Below are 17,198 nucleotides of genomic sequence, written 5' to 3' on the forward strand. Positions count from 1 at the left end.
TTCAAATTGTATGCTAGCCTTCTATAGACTAAAAAGCTGTAGTTTTATCTACAGCTTTTTAACAGTTCATATTTAAATACTATTTATGTAAATCCCTATAGTATTTTGGATATTTATCACTTTTATTTTTATTACAAATGCTTATTGCCTTTTCCTTGTTAAGTGACAGCATACCTTCTGATTGCTTAAATACTTCTTTATTCACCTTCTGAGCAAAGCACCCTATTTTAGGTTTACCAATGTAATTTTTCATCTCAATCCAAAGGCTTTTTATAGATTCTTCTTTTACATTTCCAAAATTCATAGGTACAAAATCACAAGGATACAATTCTCCTGAAGCACTTATATAGGAATGTTGATTTCCTGCACCACAACCAAATTTCGCTTCACTTTCTGTATACGCAAAACTTGTTATCTTAGGTAAATCACTTCTTTTATTTGCTTTATGCTGTATTTTTATAAGCTTTTCTCTATCACTCTCATCATGAAACACATTATTTAATTGCTTTTCAGTTAAAAGATTGCCACTTAGTATAGGTTCCAGTATTTTTACTTCATGAGCACCATTATCTTTGGCAAGCTTAAATAATCTAAACAGTTTTTCTTCATCAAGATTCTCCTTTAATATAACTGTTTGTGCCATAGTATACAATCCTGCCTTATTTGCATTTCTAAGTGCCTCAAGTGCATAATCAAAAGCATTTTCATTGTTTCTATTCCTATTATGTTTCTCTTTATCATAAGAATCTAAGCTTATTCCTATACCAAATAGCCCACTATCTTTTAATTTTTTTGCTTTCTCATAGCTTAAATTAAAGCCGCTAGTAAATAGAATTGATGTGCTTCTACTATCTATAGCCCTTATAATATCAAATATATCCTCACGTATTAAGGGCTCTCCTCCTGTTATTCCAATAATAAGCACATTCATATCTTGAAGCTCCCCTATAACCTTAATCCATTCTTCCTTTGTTAATTCCTTTTCTGCTGCCCTATTTTTTGCACTGCAATAAAGACAATTATTAGGACATTTATTTGTTATACATAAGTACATAGATATAGGTGCAGTTCTTTCAGCATATATTTGCTTTGTGAATATATTTACAGGTTCATCTACTGCTAAGATGTTTTGTATAAATGATTTAGATGGGAAAGGCGGAAAAAAGGTACTCAATATGTATTTATCCTCATGCTTCACTATCTTCTCTCCCCTTAAAATACCATCCATCATCTTTATGTATTTTAATAGGGTGAATTTCTTATCTTCTTTTAAAATATTATAAATTTCTAATAAGCTCTTTAGAACATTTTTATCTATAGCCATTTTTCTCATAATCTTTAAATTATTAATACTCATTAATTTCTATTCCTTTCTAAAGATACCATATGCAAATTTGTGATTTATCTCATAAGCTCCATTTTTATATTTTCCTTTTTTTATTTTTTCAATTATTAGTGGTTTAACTTCATTGTAGTTCTTAAAAATTTTCCTAGTTCCTGCTGCTGCCCCAGTTATATTTAGCCACTGTAAAAGTTCCTCTGGTTCTTTAAAATTAAAGAAAGCCTCACCTTCTTCTACCTCCAAAGCTTTAAATCCGTATTGGCTGCACCATTTAACTAATCCACTCTTTCCTTTAGGTAAATTCAATTTTATATCCATAGGTTTAATTACTTCATCTTGCTTCTCACTCATAACCTTCAAAAAAATACTTTCTATTTTATCCAAAGTTCCTTCAATATTTGTGATTATTGCTAATATACCTTTTGGTTTTAAAACTCTATTAAAAAGTTTTAAAAGTTCATTATGATTAAAATAAGAAAGTGCCCATCCAAAAAATATAACATCATATTTTTCATTAGTAGTTTTTAAAAATTCAATACCATCACTCTGAATAGCTGTCACTCTAGAATCATTGGTATTCAAAAGCTTTTCAAGCATTTTATTTGACTGATCTACAGAAATAATTTTATATTTTATAGATTTATTTAATAAACTTTTTGTTATGTAGCCTGTCCCACAAGCAAAATCAAGTATTTTTAATTCACTATCTGTTTCTATGTATTTTGAATGGATAATATTATCTGTATATCTACTCATCTCTTTAAGCCAAAAATCATATGTATCTGAAACTTTATCATACTCTTCCTCATAGTCATTCTTGCTTACAACTTCTTTTTTTATAAGTTTATATGCAAGCTTTGAGTAGAACCATATTTTATTTATCATCTCTTCTCTCCTACAAATATAAAATAATACCCCTTATCATAAACCTTTTGTATGTAAAAACATTCTTCTAATAAACTCCTAACTTCATCTTTAGTTCTAAAGAATAATCGTCCAAATAGAGTAAATTCAAATGCCCTCAGTAACTTCGTTTTTATATGCTTTCTATGAAAGTCCATCATAACTATCTTTCCGTCATACTTTAATATTCTATTTATTTCAACTATAAGGCCTTTTTGTTCTTCAGTATGATGAAAAACATCACTTAATATTACTATATCAATTGAATTATCCTCAAATGGAGTTTTCAGAGCATTTCCCCTTATGCATATCAAATTTTCCCCTTGATTTGCCATTGAAAGCATCTTCTCACTTTCATCAAGTACATATACAATCTTACAACTATTACAAATATACTTAGCTAACTTCCCAGTTCCTCTCCCTATATCTACAACTACTTCATGTTCATCGATATTTGCAGCAGACTTTATTTCTTCATGTTTATATAAATTAAACATAGCCATAAATTTATCATAATGCTTGTAAACCTTATCAAAATCTTTTATTTCTTTCATAAGCACCATTTCCTCAGTAATTAATATTATAAGTCATTATCAGTGGTTCTTTTTAGATTTATATCTCATACCTGAATTTTAGGTAAATTATGCAAGTACTTTTCCACTTTATTATACCGCAGTTATATGTATATATAGTATATTCAAAATATTATGATTAAATTATACCTTGTTATCGTAAGTTAATATTGAATATGATAGATTTGATATTAAAGGGCTTTTCTGATCTTTATATTATTAGAATAGTTTTAAATGATGCTATTTTTTTATGTAAATTTTATATTTAGAAGCAAATATAGCACACATTTATCACTTACTTATCTTATTGTAATTTGAAATATATAATATATTTCAAATTATTGTTAATTTAATTTTATTATTGGAATTTGAATTTAATGGTAAAATTAAGTGTTGTATTCTTAACAGGCATATGGTATATTATGGTTAAAGCTTAATAGTTAATTTTAGGCGAAAGGAGTGAATTTTTTTATGCAAAAGTTATATGAGGTGATTTTAAAATAATTGCATATAGGTTCAAAAGGATTTTTTATGAGTACTTATTATACTCTTTATTTGTTATGCCTTTTGAACAACTTTGATTTAACCTTTCAGTCTTAATAGTTTGTATTAGAATTCACGGTACAGGTTAGCGTGTATTTTTTATGCCCAAATATTAGGTATACCACAGTAGGTTAATGTTGCTGTGGTATTTTTATATACTTTTTTAAATAAAACTTTAATAAATGAATTTTGGTTAATGCTAATTTACTCAGAACTTCATATAACTTTATCTTAAACTCAAATTAAGCTTTAAAATTTAAATAAGCTAAAATTTAGCTTTCTAGAGAAAAGGAGACTTTATGAGTTTAGAAAAGTTAGGATGGGACACATATTTTCAAAATAATTTTCAACCCTATTTAAATAATGGATTCTTTGCTGCAAGAATAATAACTCAGCATAAAGGCAACTATATTGTTCGTTCAGAAAAAGGTGACTTTAATAGTAGACTAAGTGGTAAGTTTATGTATAACGCAGATGTGAAAAAAGATTATCCTGCAGTTGGTGACTGGGCTGCAATTAAAACCATTAATGATACTGAAGCTATTATATATGCAATATTACCAAGAAAAAGCTACTTTGCTCGTAAACTTGCTATATCAGGCGGAAGAAAGATGAAAAATGGTATGCTGATTGGAGGAAATATAGAAGAACAAATCATAGGTTCAAATGTAGATATTGCATTTATTGTAAGTGGGCTTGATGATAATTTTAATATAGGTCGAATTGAAAGATATATTACCTTAGTTCTTAGTAGTGGTGCTACCCCTGTTATACTACTAAATAAATGTGACCTTTGTGATAACATACCTTATTATATAGAAAAAATAAATACCATTGCAAAAGGGATAGCTGTACATTCCATAAGTGTTTTAAATAATATTAATATGAATATCTTTGATAAATTTTTATGTTATGGCAAGACCGTAGTATTTCTTGGTTCTTCTGGTGTAGGCAAATCAACAATTATTAATTACCTTTTTGGTGATGAAATACAAAAAACAAATACTATAAGCAATTCTAACGGTAAAGGCAGGCACACTACCACAAGTAGCCAGCTTCTACAGCATAGTTCAGGCTGCACAGTTATAGATACCCCAGGTGTTAGGGAACTGCAGTTATGGGCTGATGAAGATATACTTTCAGAAAGTTTTCAAGATATCTACTCCTTGGTAGACCAATGTAAATATAGAGACTGTAAACATGATAAAGAAATTGGCTGTGCAGTTAAAGAAGCTATTGAAGATGGAAGATTAAGTATTGAAAGATTTAATAGCTACAAAAGCCAATTGAAAGAACTTAAAACTCTAAAGGATAACAAAAAATCCTATTACAATAATAGAAATAAGAGAAGAGGTTAAGTTGAATGTTAAAATTAAAAGAGAGCAATTATCATATCATAAAAAACTTAATTAAAAATTCATCCCAAGATTTATCTATATTTTCTGTAATTAATGGAATTATGCCAGGTGAAATTTTTGTAGATTGCGGTGATAATCCAACATCAGTATTAATACAAACTTCAGAATGTAATCTTCTTGCAGGAATCTCTAATAATGAAAAGTTTAATTCTGAGGTAAAAGAAGAATTAGATTTTTGGGATGACTTAATTTTAGATACTGATGAATGGGAAACTAAACTTTCTGAAGTTCACCAAAACAAGTTTATTAGAAAGTATAAAAGACGTCATTATATTTTAAATAATCTAAAATATTGTGATTATAAGCAGAATGTAAAAGAAGGATTTTCCTTAGAAAGAGTGAATCCAAGCTATATAAGCAAGTATAATCTCAAGAACTCAGAAAAAGTAATGGATTGGGTTAATAATTGGGGAAGTATTGACAATTTCAGCAAATACGGTGTAGGTTTTATGATAAGAAACGAGGATACTATCGTTAGCTGGTCATTAACTGACTGTGCATATGGCAAAAGAGCAGCAATAGGGATTCATTGTGATTCTAATTATCGTAAGAATGGCTTTGGAGCAATTGCTGCAGCTGCAACTGCAGATTATTGTCTTTGTAATGGGATAACAGAAATAGATTGGTTATGTGTTGATACTAATGCTGGATCAATTGCAATAGCTGAAAAACTTGGATTTGTAAGAAAAAATGATTATTATGCTTTTACCTCATATCCACCAATAGAAAATGAAAGTGATTTAACTTTAGATCAGTGGGAAGAATGGGCTCTATTCTATGAAAAAGCACTAGAAGAAGAACCACGTTTATTTTGGGATTGTGCTGTATGCTGGATGAAAGCAAATAATGTTGATTCAGTAATCAAACTACTAAACAAAGAAGTTGAAAAAGGATGGAAGTGGACAGTTGATGAATTATCAAAATTTTTCCCACACTTTCGAAACAATCCTAAATGGATAAAATATCTAAACTATTTGAAAACTATATGGGAATAACTAAAACTATTGAATTTAAGAAATAGTATATAGACGGACATTTAAAAAGGAGTGAATATGCTTTTTATAGCCTATTACACTCCTATTTTTTTATAAATTTCAAGTTAAAAAGTCTACATACTTTGAACATATTATATTCTAAAAGTATGCCGTTACTTATGGTACGGTTCTCCCTTCATTATCCTAAATCCTCTATAAACTTGTTCTAGTAACATCATTCTAAATAATTGGTGGGGGAAGGTCATTTTTGAAAAGCATAGTTTGTAGTTGGCTCTGTTTAGAACTTCTTGTGATAGGCCTAGGGATCCTCCAATTATAAAAGCTATGTCGCTTTTTCCCATGGTTCCTAACTCTTGTATGTAGTTTGAGAATTCTTCTGAGGTTAGGTTTTTGCCTTTTAAGTCTAGAGCTATTACATACATATTATCTTTTATTGATTTTAGGATAGCTTCTCCTTCTTTGTTTTTTATTTGTAGTTCTTCTTTTTCTGAAGCATTGTCTGGTGTTTTTTCATCTGGCAGTTCTATTATTGAAAGCTTGCAGTATCTTTGAAGTCTTTTTGAGTATTCATCTATTCCATCTTTTAAATATTTTTCTTTTACTTTTCCTACGGTTATCAGTGTTATGTTCATATGTTTTCTCCTTATAGTAAAAATAATTCACACAATATTATAGCATAACTTATTTTGTGTTTATTGCCTGCTAATATTAATCTTAAGTGTTGACTATCCTTTTAAAATAATTTTATAATCAAAATTAATCCCTAGGTTTTTGGTAAAACGCTAGGGACTAATTTTGATTTTTTATTTTTATTATATATTAATAGCTTAATTAATTTCTACTATTTCTTTCACAACTATATTGAAATTGTGGCTGTGTTTGAATATAAAATCCACTTCTCACATGACCTATCCAATTCTGAAAAATTTCTCTCCAATCATTTCTTCTAAAGAAATCTCCAACTGGCTGAGTAGAATCCCATTCCAAAAGTAGGAATGGCCCTATTCCGAAAGCCCAAATACCATTTTGCTCTACATCTACTTCCCTAATGAGAAGAAGTGGAAGTCCAAATTGATAAGCCATAGCTGGTTCAATCTGAGCAAATGGACTACCTTCCCATATAGTCTGGTCTTGAGGCTGACCAAGATTATTTTCTATAACATTAACTTTTCTTTGCTTTAAATTAAGTGCCACCAATCCATAACTAGATGAAATCATTCGACGTATATTAGTTAACGGTGTTTCAGTATATTGTTCGCTAATTGGTAATGTCCTTGGAAATAATAAAGCCGTTCTAATTTCTCTAATTAAAATATTTACAAATTGTTGTTGAGCACTATTAAGTCGACTCGGATGACTTAGAAATACTGGAATTTTATATAAAAGACTTGCTGATTCTCTCATCAATTCACTTGGTTGTTGATATTCAATTTTATTTTTGCTTTCAATTTTATTATCTTGTGCCATTTATTAATCTCCCCCCTTATTAACCTATGAAAAGGAGATAAAAATGTCTACTTCGTTTTAATTTTAAAATGTATTAGTCATTTAATGCAGATGCTCTCTGATTATAGTTCCTCATTAAAATTTTTAAGATTTTCTAAATAACATAATTTATCTAGTTTTTGTAGGATGTCTTTATATTTTTTATTTATTAAATCATTATCATATAAATCTCTATACTGAACATTTTCTATATCAACTTCTATAATTTTATCTACATTTTCACCATATAGTTTTATAAGTATATTATAATAATCTTTTTCTATTTGTTTTAGTATATTTTTGTCATAAAAGTTGCTTCTAAGCACATCATGATTTACCTTTTCTATTATTCCATACAGCTGATATATATAACTTATATCATTTAAATTATATTTTTCTATCAGGCAAGAGATAATATTAGGATAATTTTTGTTTATAGGTATTATATGATTATAAGCATCCTTTCCACTTTTTATATCTTTAATGGTTCTAATGCTTTGAAATATTGCAGTAGCTATGTCTAATCTTATATTATTTACATATTTGCAAATTTCTTGAGTGTTAATTTCTTCTTGATATTTTCTACTTTGTTCTCTAAGTTTATACTGCTCCTCAATAGTTCTTTCTGTAATCTTCTTATTTATAATCCAATTTAATAAAGCTCCCATCAATGTTCCTGTAAGTACAGATGCTGATGATATTAATGGGATTATTAAATTATCCTGTATAACAAATAAATATTCCACTTTCTCCACTCCTATCATTTAACACCTATAGTTTTTATGAATTTTACATTATTTATTCAAATACTAGTAATAAAATTACTAAAAAATAAAAAGCTGTGATACAGTCACAGCCATTAGAATTAAAGATAAAATTATGATTATTCACTTCTTAAAAATTTCTTAATTGCTTTAAATATATCTTAATTAATTTTCTACAAAACAAATAATCCCTATAAAAACTCTTTTTATTTACAGGGATTATTATCTTTTACGAAATTTTATAATTTAAATATCATATAAAAATGTTTATAATGAAATTAGAGCTAAATTATTTACCACAACATTTTTTGTACTTTTTACCACTTCCACAAGTACATGGATCATTTCTACCAATCTTTTCTTCTTTAACTATTATTTTAGAGCTTCTCCACTCTTTAGTTATTTCTTTTCTCTTTTCTTCTGAGAATATTCTATCCCATTGTGGTAAGCTATATAAGTAGTCAGCTTTTGATTCTAGCATGTTGAAATATAACTTCTCAAAGTTAATTTGAATTTCAATTTGTGAATCCGCTTCTATGCTTTCTAAATCTAATTCTTTTTCTAAGCTCTCATTTATTCCATCTAAAAATCCCATGAAATGAACATCTGTTACTTCATGTTCTTTTGCTAAATCACTAACCTTTCCACTTACTTTTCCCTCAAGATTAGTTAGAACCTTACTATATATAAGAGTTTCTATTTTAGCATATTCTTTCCAGAATGCTGGTTCACCATTATTTCTTACGAACTCTACCACGTAATTAGTCCAAGCATTATATAAACTCATGTTTTTATCTCCTTTATGCATAAAAATATTATACCTTTGTTGATTATACTTAATTATAATAAATATTTAAATTTCTTTCAATATTTATTATAATTTTATCGCTTACGCATTCCATCTATTTCTTGTTTCGAAAATGGCTTAGATATATTATAATTTCCGCCTAAACTTTCTATATTCTTATTTTCAACAGTAATCATTATTTGTTGTATAGAAGGTAGTTGAGTTAATGATGTAGCTATACAAGTTAAGGTTGTCTTCTCTTGCTCCGGAGACATTGCAACTTCTGCTACACTGCTTAAATTAACATAAGCTATTCCTTCCTTTATTGAAAAACTAAGTAGTCTTGTTTCCTTAGGAAGAATAGATTTAGATTCACTAACAACAGCTGGTCCTTTTATAAGCTCCTGCATTATTATTTCTCCTACTAGCTCTTCCTTATTAACAAGTCTTTCTTCTTTAGCTATCTTTACATCTTTATTATCTTTAGATCCATCAAAATAAAGTTTTATATCAATATAGTCACCTTTTTCTGATGGTAGTTTTAAATTTTGAAGTTTTTCTTTACTTAAAATACTATTTCTATCCTTGTTTTCAAAACTACGAAAAGCTAATGCTGTCAATGCTAAAATTAAACATAATGCTACTATTAATACTTTTTTATTCATAACTTCCCCCTTATTGCTCAATAACATTAGCATTTATTAAGCCTCTTGCTCTCAAAAATATTATAATGACACAACTTCACTATGTCTATCTCTATGTGCCATAGTAATAGTTATATCTCTTCCTACCTCTATTGAATTTTCCCTTAAAAGGCTTAAAACCGTTTCATATGCTAATTGTGGATAGTTATTCGTATTACTTAAATGTCCTAAATAAATAGTTCTATGCTTTTCATTCATTATTTCCAATATAGCCTTACCACAGGCTTCATTTGAAAGATGACCAATATCACTTAATATTCTTCTCTTTAGTACATAAGGATATGGACCAAACTTTAGCATCTCAACATCATGATTGCTTTCCAATAATAATATATCAGCCTCTTTTATAACAGATTTTACGCCTTCAGAAAAATGACCTAAATCTGTAGCAATACATGCTATACCTTCTTTAGTATGAAATGCATACCCTGAAGGATCTACAGCATCATGTGATATACTAAAAGTTTGTACTGTCATATCTTTAATTTCTATGTATTGTTTATCTATTATTTTAATATTCTCTTCTTTTACTTTACCTATTTTATCTTTCATGGCTTCCCATGTTAATTCATTAGCATATACAGGTATATTATATCTCCTAGACATAACCCCTACGCCTTTTATGTGGTCTGAATGCTCATGAGTAACAAATATTCCATCTATATCCTTAGGACTTTGATCTATTTCCTTTAATTGTGTCTCTATATTTTTTCCTGGTACTCCTGCATCCACTAGTATTCTGGCATTATTACTTGAAACAAAAATACTATTCCCACTACTTCCGCTAAACAATGGACAAAATATCATATAATTCTCCTTTGCCTAGTGTCAAAACACTAAAGTACTGAAAGTTAGTAATTTGCTTATATTACTACTCAAATATTTCTCTAGTTATATCTGCACCAAGCATTTTAAATTTTTTCTCTATATTAGGATATCCTCTATCTATATGGTGTATTCCTTCTACTGTAGTCACACCTTCTGCTACAAGTCCTGCAATAACCAATGCTGCTCCGGCTCTTAAATCAGTAGCTTTCACGTGAGATCCTGTAAGCTTCTCAACTCCATCAATTATAGCAATTCTTCCTTCAACATTTATATTAGCACCCATTTTTTTTAGTTCATCAACGTGCTTTAATCTACTTTCATATATACTTTCATTTATAATGCTTCTTCCGCTTGATATAGCCAATAAAGTGCTCATAGGTTGCTGAACATCTGTTGGAAATCCTGGGTAAGGTAATGTTTTTATATTAACCCCTTTAAGTCTTCCATTAGATTTAACAGTGACCATGTCATCACATTCAATAACTTCTGCACCCATTTCTATAAGCTTTGCTGATATGGATTCTAAATGCTTTGGAATTACATTTTTAAGTGTTACTTCCCCTCCACATGCAGCTGTTGCAATCATAAATGTTCCTGCCTCTATTTGATCCGGAATTACGGAATAATTGCATCCTGTAAGCTCATCAACGCCTGTAATTTTTATTAAATCTGTACCAGCACCTTTTATATTGGCACCCATACTATTTAAAAAGTTTGCAACGTCAACAACGTGCGGTTCTTTAGCTGCATTTTCTAATATAGTTGTTCCCTCAGCAAACGTAGCCGCTAGCATGACATTTATAGTTGCACCTACACTTACAACGTCAAAATAAATACTAGTTCCAATTAACTTGTCAGCTTTTACACTAACAGCACCATGTTCAATTGTAACTTTAGCGCCTAATGCTTCAAAGCCTTTTATATGCTGATCAATAGGCCTAACCCCTATTGGACATCCACCTGGAAGCTCAACTCTCGCTTCTTTAAATCTACCCAGTAAAGCTCCTAAAAAATAATATGACGCTCTCATTTTTCTTACATCTTCTGTGTTAGCATTTAAGCTAGCTACATTTCTACTATCTATAGTTATTGAGTTTTTCTCTCTCTTAACATTACATCCTAATGATTTAAATATTCTCTCTATACAATTAACATCTTCTATATCAGGTATATTTTCAATACAACAAACTTCTTTACTTGCCGTAATAGCCGCTGGTAAAATAGCCACTACTGCATTTTTTGCTCCGTTTATTTCTATTTCTCCATACATGGATTTACCACCATTAATCACTAATTTTTCCATTACGGTATCATCCTCACTATTTAATATATATTAAAGTTTCTAATCAAATTCTAATTTAAAAATTTACATTACAATATATTATATCATATACATATTACATTTTAACATTAAATTTTAAAATGGATAGCTTTTAATTTCCCATTATAATATAAAGCCTATAGCCTATATATGCAAGAGTTATTATGTATATATATATTCGTAACTTTTACTTTATTTAAGGCATCTTTAAAAAAATAGGTTAATTATACTGCCTTGTTATTTTTTTGAAGATGACTAAATACAATTTATCTTAAATATGGTATAATGTTTTATTATTATAATTAAAATAGTTTTTGTGTAATATATTATTAAGATGCCTTTAAAAAATAATTAATTATTCTTTAAAGTTGCATACTATACATAAAAACCTTTGGGTTATGGAGGATAACTTATGAAATATTATTTAGTTGCACTATTTGATGAATCATCTTCTTCTGGAATTACGGAGCTTCAAAGAAGTATAAGCAAAAGATATAGACTTTACAAAAATACTCCTGTACTTCATATACCTTTAGGAGTTGTAAATAATAATGATATTGATAAGCTAGATGGTGTTCTTACTAAAATGTTAAGTCCATATAAAAAATTTAAAATAGGTATAAATAATAATATCATATTTAATGAAGACTCTAACATGGTAGGGTTAAAGGTTGAAGATAAAGGATATATAAATCGTATTTCTAGAAAATTGTTTGATACTTTATCATTATATGGAATTAATATTAAAGAGTACAATGGTTCCACTTTTAATATACCTATTTCTAATGCTAATCACTCTATTAGGAAAGCATCAATGAATGGAAATCTTTGTATAGATAATAAAAAAAGTAAGGAAGATTTCTATAAGTTTATAAAAATAAATAGATTTGAGATTTGGAAACAAATGAATAATAATAAAGATATAGTTAAATCCTATCCTTTAAAAGATTTTTAGTTGGCAATTTGAAATAAAATAACTAGTCAAAGATATGACACAAAGTACTTTATCATATTGACTAGTTATTTTTTGAATATGCTTTATCTTAGAAAGGAGTATTTCTTATGATTTATTATTTAGTAGCATTACTAGATGATTCTTCTTATAAGTATATTGAGGAAATACAAAAAGAAATTTGTTATGATTATAGACTTTTTGATAAAAATGATAAGTTACCTAAGCTTCACATTACTATAGAAGTTATACATGACCCTGATGTGGACATGCTCATAAAATCATTAAAGAACATACTAAGAAAATACTCTTCCTTTGAAGCTAAGTCAGACGGTGTGATTTGTTTTGATCCACCCTATAAATCTGTAAATTTAAAGATACGAGATTATGGTAGAATATTAAAGTTATCAAAGGATATTAATCATATATTAAAAAAGGAAAAATTTAAGGTAAGAGAAAATATTGAAAATTATGATCTTCATATTTCCCTGGCAAACAGTTATTTTTCTAATAAGCAATGGAGTGATTTTGAATATGCTTCTGCTTGTAGTTTTGCTAAAAATAATGATAAAGATTTTATAATTAAAATTAATGAATTACAGCTTTGGAAACCTGTAAATGATGAAAATGAAATGATAATCTTTAAATTTCCTCTTACTTAACCTTTTATGAAAGGTGGTAAACACAAATGAATTTTAAAAAACTATTTGAAATGCAAGAAAAACTAGATAATAGAATTGAAAGTGAGCATAATTTACAAAATCAAGAGCTATTCTATAAAAAGATATTGGCTCTTCAAGTTGAAGTAGGAGAACTAGCTAATGAAACTAGATGCTTTAAATTTTGGAGCTTAAAAAAGCCTTCTGAGACTTCAGTAATTCTTGAAGAATATGTAGATTGTCTCCATTTTATTTTAAGTATAGGAATTGAGACTAATCTTCAAAACGTTAATTTTAATGAAAACTTAAATTTTAAAGATAATGCTGATGTTACTAGTATGTTCTTAAATCTTAATGAAAAAATAAATACTTTTGCTAAGAATAAATCAGAAAAAAACTATATAGATTTATTTGAATACTTTATTCTTTTAGGAAATGCACTAGGATTCACCAATAATGATGTTGAAAAAGCTTATCTAAGTAAAAATGAAATAAATCATAAAAGACAAGATGAAGGTTACTAAACCATATTGAGAAATAACTAGTGGAAAATGTATCGTATATTTTATATCATGAAGCTCTGACGATGCTTTATGATGCAAGGTATATGAGCGTACTTACTAGTTATTTTTTGAATATATTTAAATATTAATCCTAATATTGGGAAACACTATCTTTAAGGATGGTGATTTAAATATGTTAGGTATAATAATAGCTATAATTTCAGGTGTAAGTATGAGTCTTCAAGGAGTTTTTAATACAAGACTTTCAGACACTGTTGGACTTTGGGAAACAAATGTTATAGTTCAAGGAATTGGTCTAATAGTTACATTTATAGTAATGCTTTTAGCTGGTGATGGTAACATAAAAGCTGTAAAAGATGCCAATAAAATTTATTTATTAGGAGGAGTTTTAGGCGCTGTTATTATATATACAGTAATGAAAAGCATATCAACCTTAGGAACTACTTACGCTATAGGAATTATTTTAATTGCTCAATTAACTGCAGCAGCATTTATAGATCATTTTGGCTGGTTTAGTCCAGATGGATGTAATGCAGTATGTGGAATCAAAGAGATTATAGGAATTGCTATTATGATAGTAGGTATTGTAGTATTTAAATGGAAAAGTTAACAAAAGGTGTGATGATGTCACATCTTTTTTATTTTTAACCTTTATTTTATAATAAAATTAATAATCATATATATTATACTTAATTCTTCTAAAATTTAGTTTATAATTTGTTGTTAATTTTTAAACTAATATGTTATATAACTGATTATAGAACTTCAAAAATATGACTTAATTATAAATGTTAGTAAGAGTATCTTTAAATTAGTTACATTTAATGTAAAAATATTCGTGTTTTTGTATAATTAAGTAATTAATAACTATAATTTTCAATATTGTTAAACTTTTTACTAAATTGTATTGAAATATTAAATAGTTAAATAGATAATATATATGAATGGAATAAAATATTAGGGGGAGAATTATGGATTTTAAACAATTAGAAGCCTTTATAACTGTGGCAAAATTAAGAAGTTTCTCTAAGGCTGCAAACGCTATCTATCTTTCACAACCGACGATAAGCTCTAATATATCTAGTCTTGAAAAGGAATTAAAAATTCAACTTTTTGATAGAACCTCTAAAGAAGTTAATTTAACTCCTGCTGGGGAGTCTTTTCTAGAATATGCAACAGATATAATTAATACTAGAAATAATGCCATTGCAGACATGTCAAATTTCAACAACAACATTTCTGGCAGATTGCATATTTCTGCAAGTACCACACCTTGCAATTCTATATTACCTGAACTAATTAGTAATTTTAATGATACTTATTCAAATGTTAAATTTAATATAAAAGAACAAGGTTCTGTTGGAATTATAAAAGACATTTTAGATTTAAATTGCGAAATTGGATTAGTTGGTACTATGATACATAATAGCAAAATAAAAAGCTATAAAATTATGGATGATGAATTAGTTATAGTCTCTCATCCAAGTCTAAACTTACCAGAAGTAGTTAAGCCTTCCGATTTATTAAATTATAAATTTATAATAAGAGAAAGGGAATCTGCAACTAGAAAAACATTTGAATCAGCTCTTATGGATGGAGATATAGATATCAATAAATTAAAAGTTTTATGTGAAGTTGATAATTTAGATGCACAAATTAAATTATTAAAATTAGGTATGGGAGTTTCCATATTATCAAAATGTCTATGTGATGATTTAGTTAATTGTAATAAAATGAGAATAAGTACTATAAAAGGCCTTTCATTAAAAAGAAGTATATATCTTATAGTAAGTTCTAGAAGAACTCTTACACCTATTGCTACAGCTTTCTTTAATATGTGTAAAGATATATATGGTTTTAAGCATATTGAAAAATAATTAATAGTATTATAATAAATTTTATTTTAAACGATTGTAAATAAAATATTTATAGCAGTAAATTTAAATAATTTACTGCTTTTTTATATATAATTAATTTTTCATATAATAAATTCCCAGAGCATGATTAAATCTTTCAAAATTTATAGCTAGTATTCTAATTTATTTTTTGAAAATGATTAATATAAAATTTTAACATTTATTTACTATATTCATATAATATTATTAGCGTAACAATCGATAGGAGGCCTTTTTATGTTCTCTTTTAAAAGAAAGTTATCACCAGTGTTAAAAGATGCTTTATCTAGCAATCTATATAATAGTTATAGGGTGATAATTCAATATAGAAGTCTAAAAGATGGACTAGAGAAAAAAATAAAATCTTTTAGAGGCGAATATCTATTTTCAATAGTAAGTATAAATTGTATGGTTGCTATTTTAAACTCTTCCGCTATAAATAGACTTTTAGAATTTCCAGAAGTTAAGTATATGATGTTAGATGATTATGCATTTTTATGCGGTAGAAGTGTGTTATATTCTAATGGCATATCTCTTCAAAGTAATAATAGCATACTAAAAGGAAATTATAATTTAAGTGGTAGAGGGGTAGGAATTGGTATTGTAGATAGTGGTACTTATCCTCATAGTGATCTTACTCATTCAAATAATAAAATAAAAAAATTTGTAGATCTCCTAAAAGGACATACTTATCCTTATGATGATAACGGGCATGGTACTTTTATAACAGGATTAATTTGCGGAAGTGGATATGAATCTAAAGGTAAAAATAAAGGTATTGCAGAAAATAGTCATGTTGTCATGGTAAAAGCCTTTGATAATATAGGTAAATCTTATATTTCTACCACACTATTAGCTATAGAAAATTTAATTGATCTTAGTGAGGAGTTTAACATAAAAATAATTTGTTTGCCTTTTGAAACCTACGATATATCTAAAAGAGTATTAGCTTTATATTCAAAGCTATTCAAAAAAGCCATTAACAATGGAATGATTGTAGTAGTACCTTCTGGTCACAATGGAACTAGAGAAGATAGCATAAGAGGAATAGCAACTTTAAAAGAGGTAATAACTATAGGTGGAATGGATACAACTATAGGAAATAAAATTTATAATTTTTCCTCCTGTGGATCCTCAAGAACTTTATCTAAGCCTGATTTTGTAGCTGCTTGTGTAAATGTAACCTCTTTAAATACTGATATAAATTATGTTTCTGAAAGAGATGGTATGAAATTATATCCTCCTAAGCTTAAACACTCCTATGTAGATTATACTGGCACTTCTATCGGTTGTGGATTTATTGCTGGAGTATGTGCATTATTATATGAATATAATAATGATTTAAAGTTTGAAGATGTTTATGGATTATTAAAGATATCTTCAAAGTTTTTGAAAGAAAAAAAATATATGCAAGGTAATGGTTATATAAACTTAGATAATATCCTCCCTCAAAAAAATTAAATATATAACTTGAACTGTAGATAGGTATATATAAATTAATAACCT

General features: G+C 27.8%; 18 protein-coding genes. 8 read left to right on the forward strand and 10 right to left on the reverse strand.

Features of this window, described 5'->3' with window-relative positions; all coding sequences use genetic code 11:
* Positions 1–79: 79 nt before the first annotated feature.
* From ACY1IQ_RS08165 to ACY1IQ_RS08175, 3 genes are read right to left on the reverse strand one after another with little or no spacing between them, the layout of a single operon-like run.
* Complete coding sequence (locus ACY1IQ_RS08165; RefSeq protein ID WP_461613486.1) at positions 80–1,357, reverse strand: radical SAM/SPASM domain-containing protein; 1,278 nt, start codon at positions 1,355–1,357, stop codon at positions 80–82.
* A 6-nt stretch (positions 1,358–1,363) separates the two neighbouring features.
* A complete protein-coding gene (locus tag ACY1IQ_RS08170) occupies positions 1,364–2,227 on the reverse strand; it encodes a class I SAM-dependent DNA methyltransferase (protein WP_461613487.1) in 864 nt (287 codons plus the stop codon).
* Positions 2,224–2,799: a class I SAM-dependent methyltransferase gene (locus ACY1IQ_RS08175; RefSeq protein WP_461613488.1), complete on the reverse strand. Its 576-nt coding sequence runs from the start codon at positions 2,797–2,799 to the stop codon at positions 2,224–2,226. The genes ACY1IQ_RS08170 and ACY1IQ_RS08175 overlap by 4 nt, the downstream gene beginning before the upstream one ends.
* Before the next feature lie 860 nt (positions 2,800–3,659).
* Between ACY1IQ_RS08175 and rsgA the strand changes: the two genes are divergently transcribed.
* Entirely contained in the window at positions 3,660–4,718 is a 1,059-nt protein-coding gene (gene rsgA, locus ACY1IQ_RS08180; protein ID WP_461613489.1) for a ribosome small subunit-dependent GTPase A, read from the forward strand.
* A gap of 5 nt (positions 4,719–4,723) precedes the next feature.
* Entirely contained in the window at positions 4,724–5,773 is a 1,050-nt protein-coding gene (locus ACY1IQ_RS08185) for a GNAT family N-acetyltransferase (protein ID WP_461613490.1), read from the forward strand.
* Between the two features lie 152 nt (positions 5,774–5,925).
* Here the strand turns inward: ACY1IQ_RS08185 and rlmH are convergent, their stop codons facing one another.
* The 7 genes from rlmH to ACY1IQ_RS08220 form a co-directional block, all read right to left on the reverse strand.
* Complete coding sequence (rlmH, locus tag ACY1IQ_RS08190) at positions 5,926–6,405, reverse strand: 23S rRNA (pseudouridine(1915)-N(3))-methyltransferase RlmH (RefSeq protein ID WP_461613491.1); 480 nt, start codon at positions 6,403–6,405, stop codon at positions 5,926–5,928.
* Between the two features lie 199 nt (positions 6,406–6,604).
* Positions 6,605–7,240, reverse strand: coding sequence for a hypothetical protein (locus tag ACY1IQ_RS08195; RefSeq protein ID WP_461613492.1), 636 nt, complete (start codon positions 7,238–7,240; stop codon positions 6,605–6,607).
* Positions 7,241–7,341: 101 nt separating this feature from the next.
* On the reverse strand, positions 7,342–8,004 hold the full coding sequence (locus ACY1IQ_RS08200; protein ID WP_461613493.1) for a hypothetical protein: 663 nt from the start codon (positions 8,002–8,004) through the stop codon (positions 7,342–7,344).
* A 307-nt stretch (positions 8,005–8,311) separates the two neighbouring features.
* Positions 8,312–8,809 carry an SEC-C metal-binding domain-containing protein gene (locus tag ACY1IQ_RS08205; RefSeq protein ID WP_461613494.1) on the reverse strand — a complete coding sequence of 166 codons (498 nt, stop codon included), beginning with the start codon at positions 8,807–8,809 and terminating at the stop codon, positions 8,312–8,314.
* A 95-nt stretch (positions 8,810–8,904) separates the two neighbouring features.
* Positions 8,905–9,474, reverse strand: coding sequence for a GerMN domain-containing protein (locus tag ACY1IQ_RS08210; RefSeq protein WP_461613495.1), 570 nt, complete (start codon positions 9,472–9,474; stop codon positions 8,905–8,907).
* 60 nt (positions 9,475–9,534) lie between these two features.
* Positions 9,535–10,320 carry an MBL fold metallo-hydrolase gene (locus ACY1IQ_RS08215; RefSeq protein ID WP_461613496.1) on the reverse strand — a complete coding sequence of 262 codons (786 nt, stop codon included), beginning with the start codon at positions 10,318–10,320 and terminating at the stop codon, positions 9,535–9,537.
* Between the two features lie 64 nt (positions 10,321–10,384).
* On the reverse strand, positions 10,385–11,644 hold the full coding sequence (locus ACY1IQ_RS08220; protein ID WP_461613497.1) for a UDP-N-acetylglucosamine 1-carboxyvinyltransferase: 1,260 nt from the start codon (positions 11,642–11,644) through the stop codon (positions 10,385–10,387).
* A gap of 430 nt (positions 11,645–12,074) precedes the next feature.
* On the opposite strand from ACY1IQ_RS08220, the gene ACY1IQ_RS08225 reads away from it, so the two are divergent.
* From ACY1IQ_RS08225 to ACY1IQ_RS08250, 6 genes are all read left to right on the forward strand, one after another.
* Positions 12,075–12,617: a hypothetical protein gene (locus ACY1IQ_RS08225; RefSeq protein ID WP_461613498.1), complete on the forward strand. Its 543-nt coding sequence runs from the start codon at positions 12,075–12,077 to the stop codon at positions 12,615–12,617.
* Positions 12,618–12,724: 107 nt separating this feature from the next.
* A complete protein-coding gene (locus tag ACY1IQ_RS08230) occupies positions 12,725–13,276 on the forward strand; it encodes a 2'-5' RNA ligase family protein (protein WP_461613499.1) in 552 nt (183 codons plus the stop codon).
* A 26-nt stretch (positions 13,277–13,302) separates the two neighbouring features.
* Positions 13,303–13,797 (forward strand): dUTP diphosphatase, encoded by a 495-nt coding sequence (locus tag ACY1IQ_RS08235; protein ID WP_461613500.1) that lies wholly within the window; start codon positions 13,303–13,305, stop codon positions 13,795–13,797.
* 172 nt (positions 13,798–13,969) lie between these two features.
* Positions 13,970–14,407 (forward strand): DMT family transporter, encoded by a 438-nt coding sequence (locus ACY1IQ_RS08240; RefSeq protein ID WP_461613501.1) that lies wholly within the window; start codon positions 13,970–13,972, stop codon positions 14,405–14,407.
* A 361-nt stretch (positions 14,408–14,768) separates the two neighbouring features.
* Positions 14,769–15,674 carry a selenium metabolism-associated LysR family transcriptional regulator gene (locus tag ACY1IQ_RS08245; RefSeq protein ID WP_461613502.1) on the forward strand — a complete coding sequence of 302 codons (906 nt, stop codon included), beginning with the start codon at positions 14,769–14,771 and terminating at the stop codon, positions 15,672–15,674.
* A 255-nt stretch (positions 15,675–15,929) separates the two neighbouring features.
* The gene (locus ACY1IQ_RS08250; RefSeq protein ID WP_461613503.1) at positions 15,930–17,153 is read left to right on the forward strand and encodes a S8 family serine peptidase; all 1,224 of its coding nucleotides are present in this window, start codon (positions 15,930–15,932) and stop codon (positions 17,151–17,153) included.
* Positions 17,154–17,198: the final 45 nt, after the last annotated feature.

This window comes from Clostridium sp. Marseille-QA1073 (genome assembly GCF_054863625.1).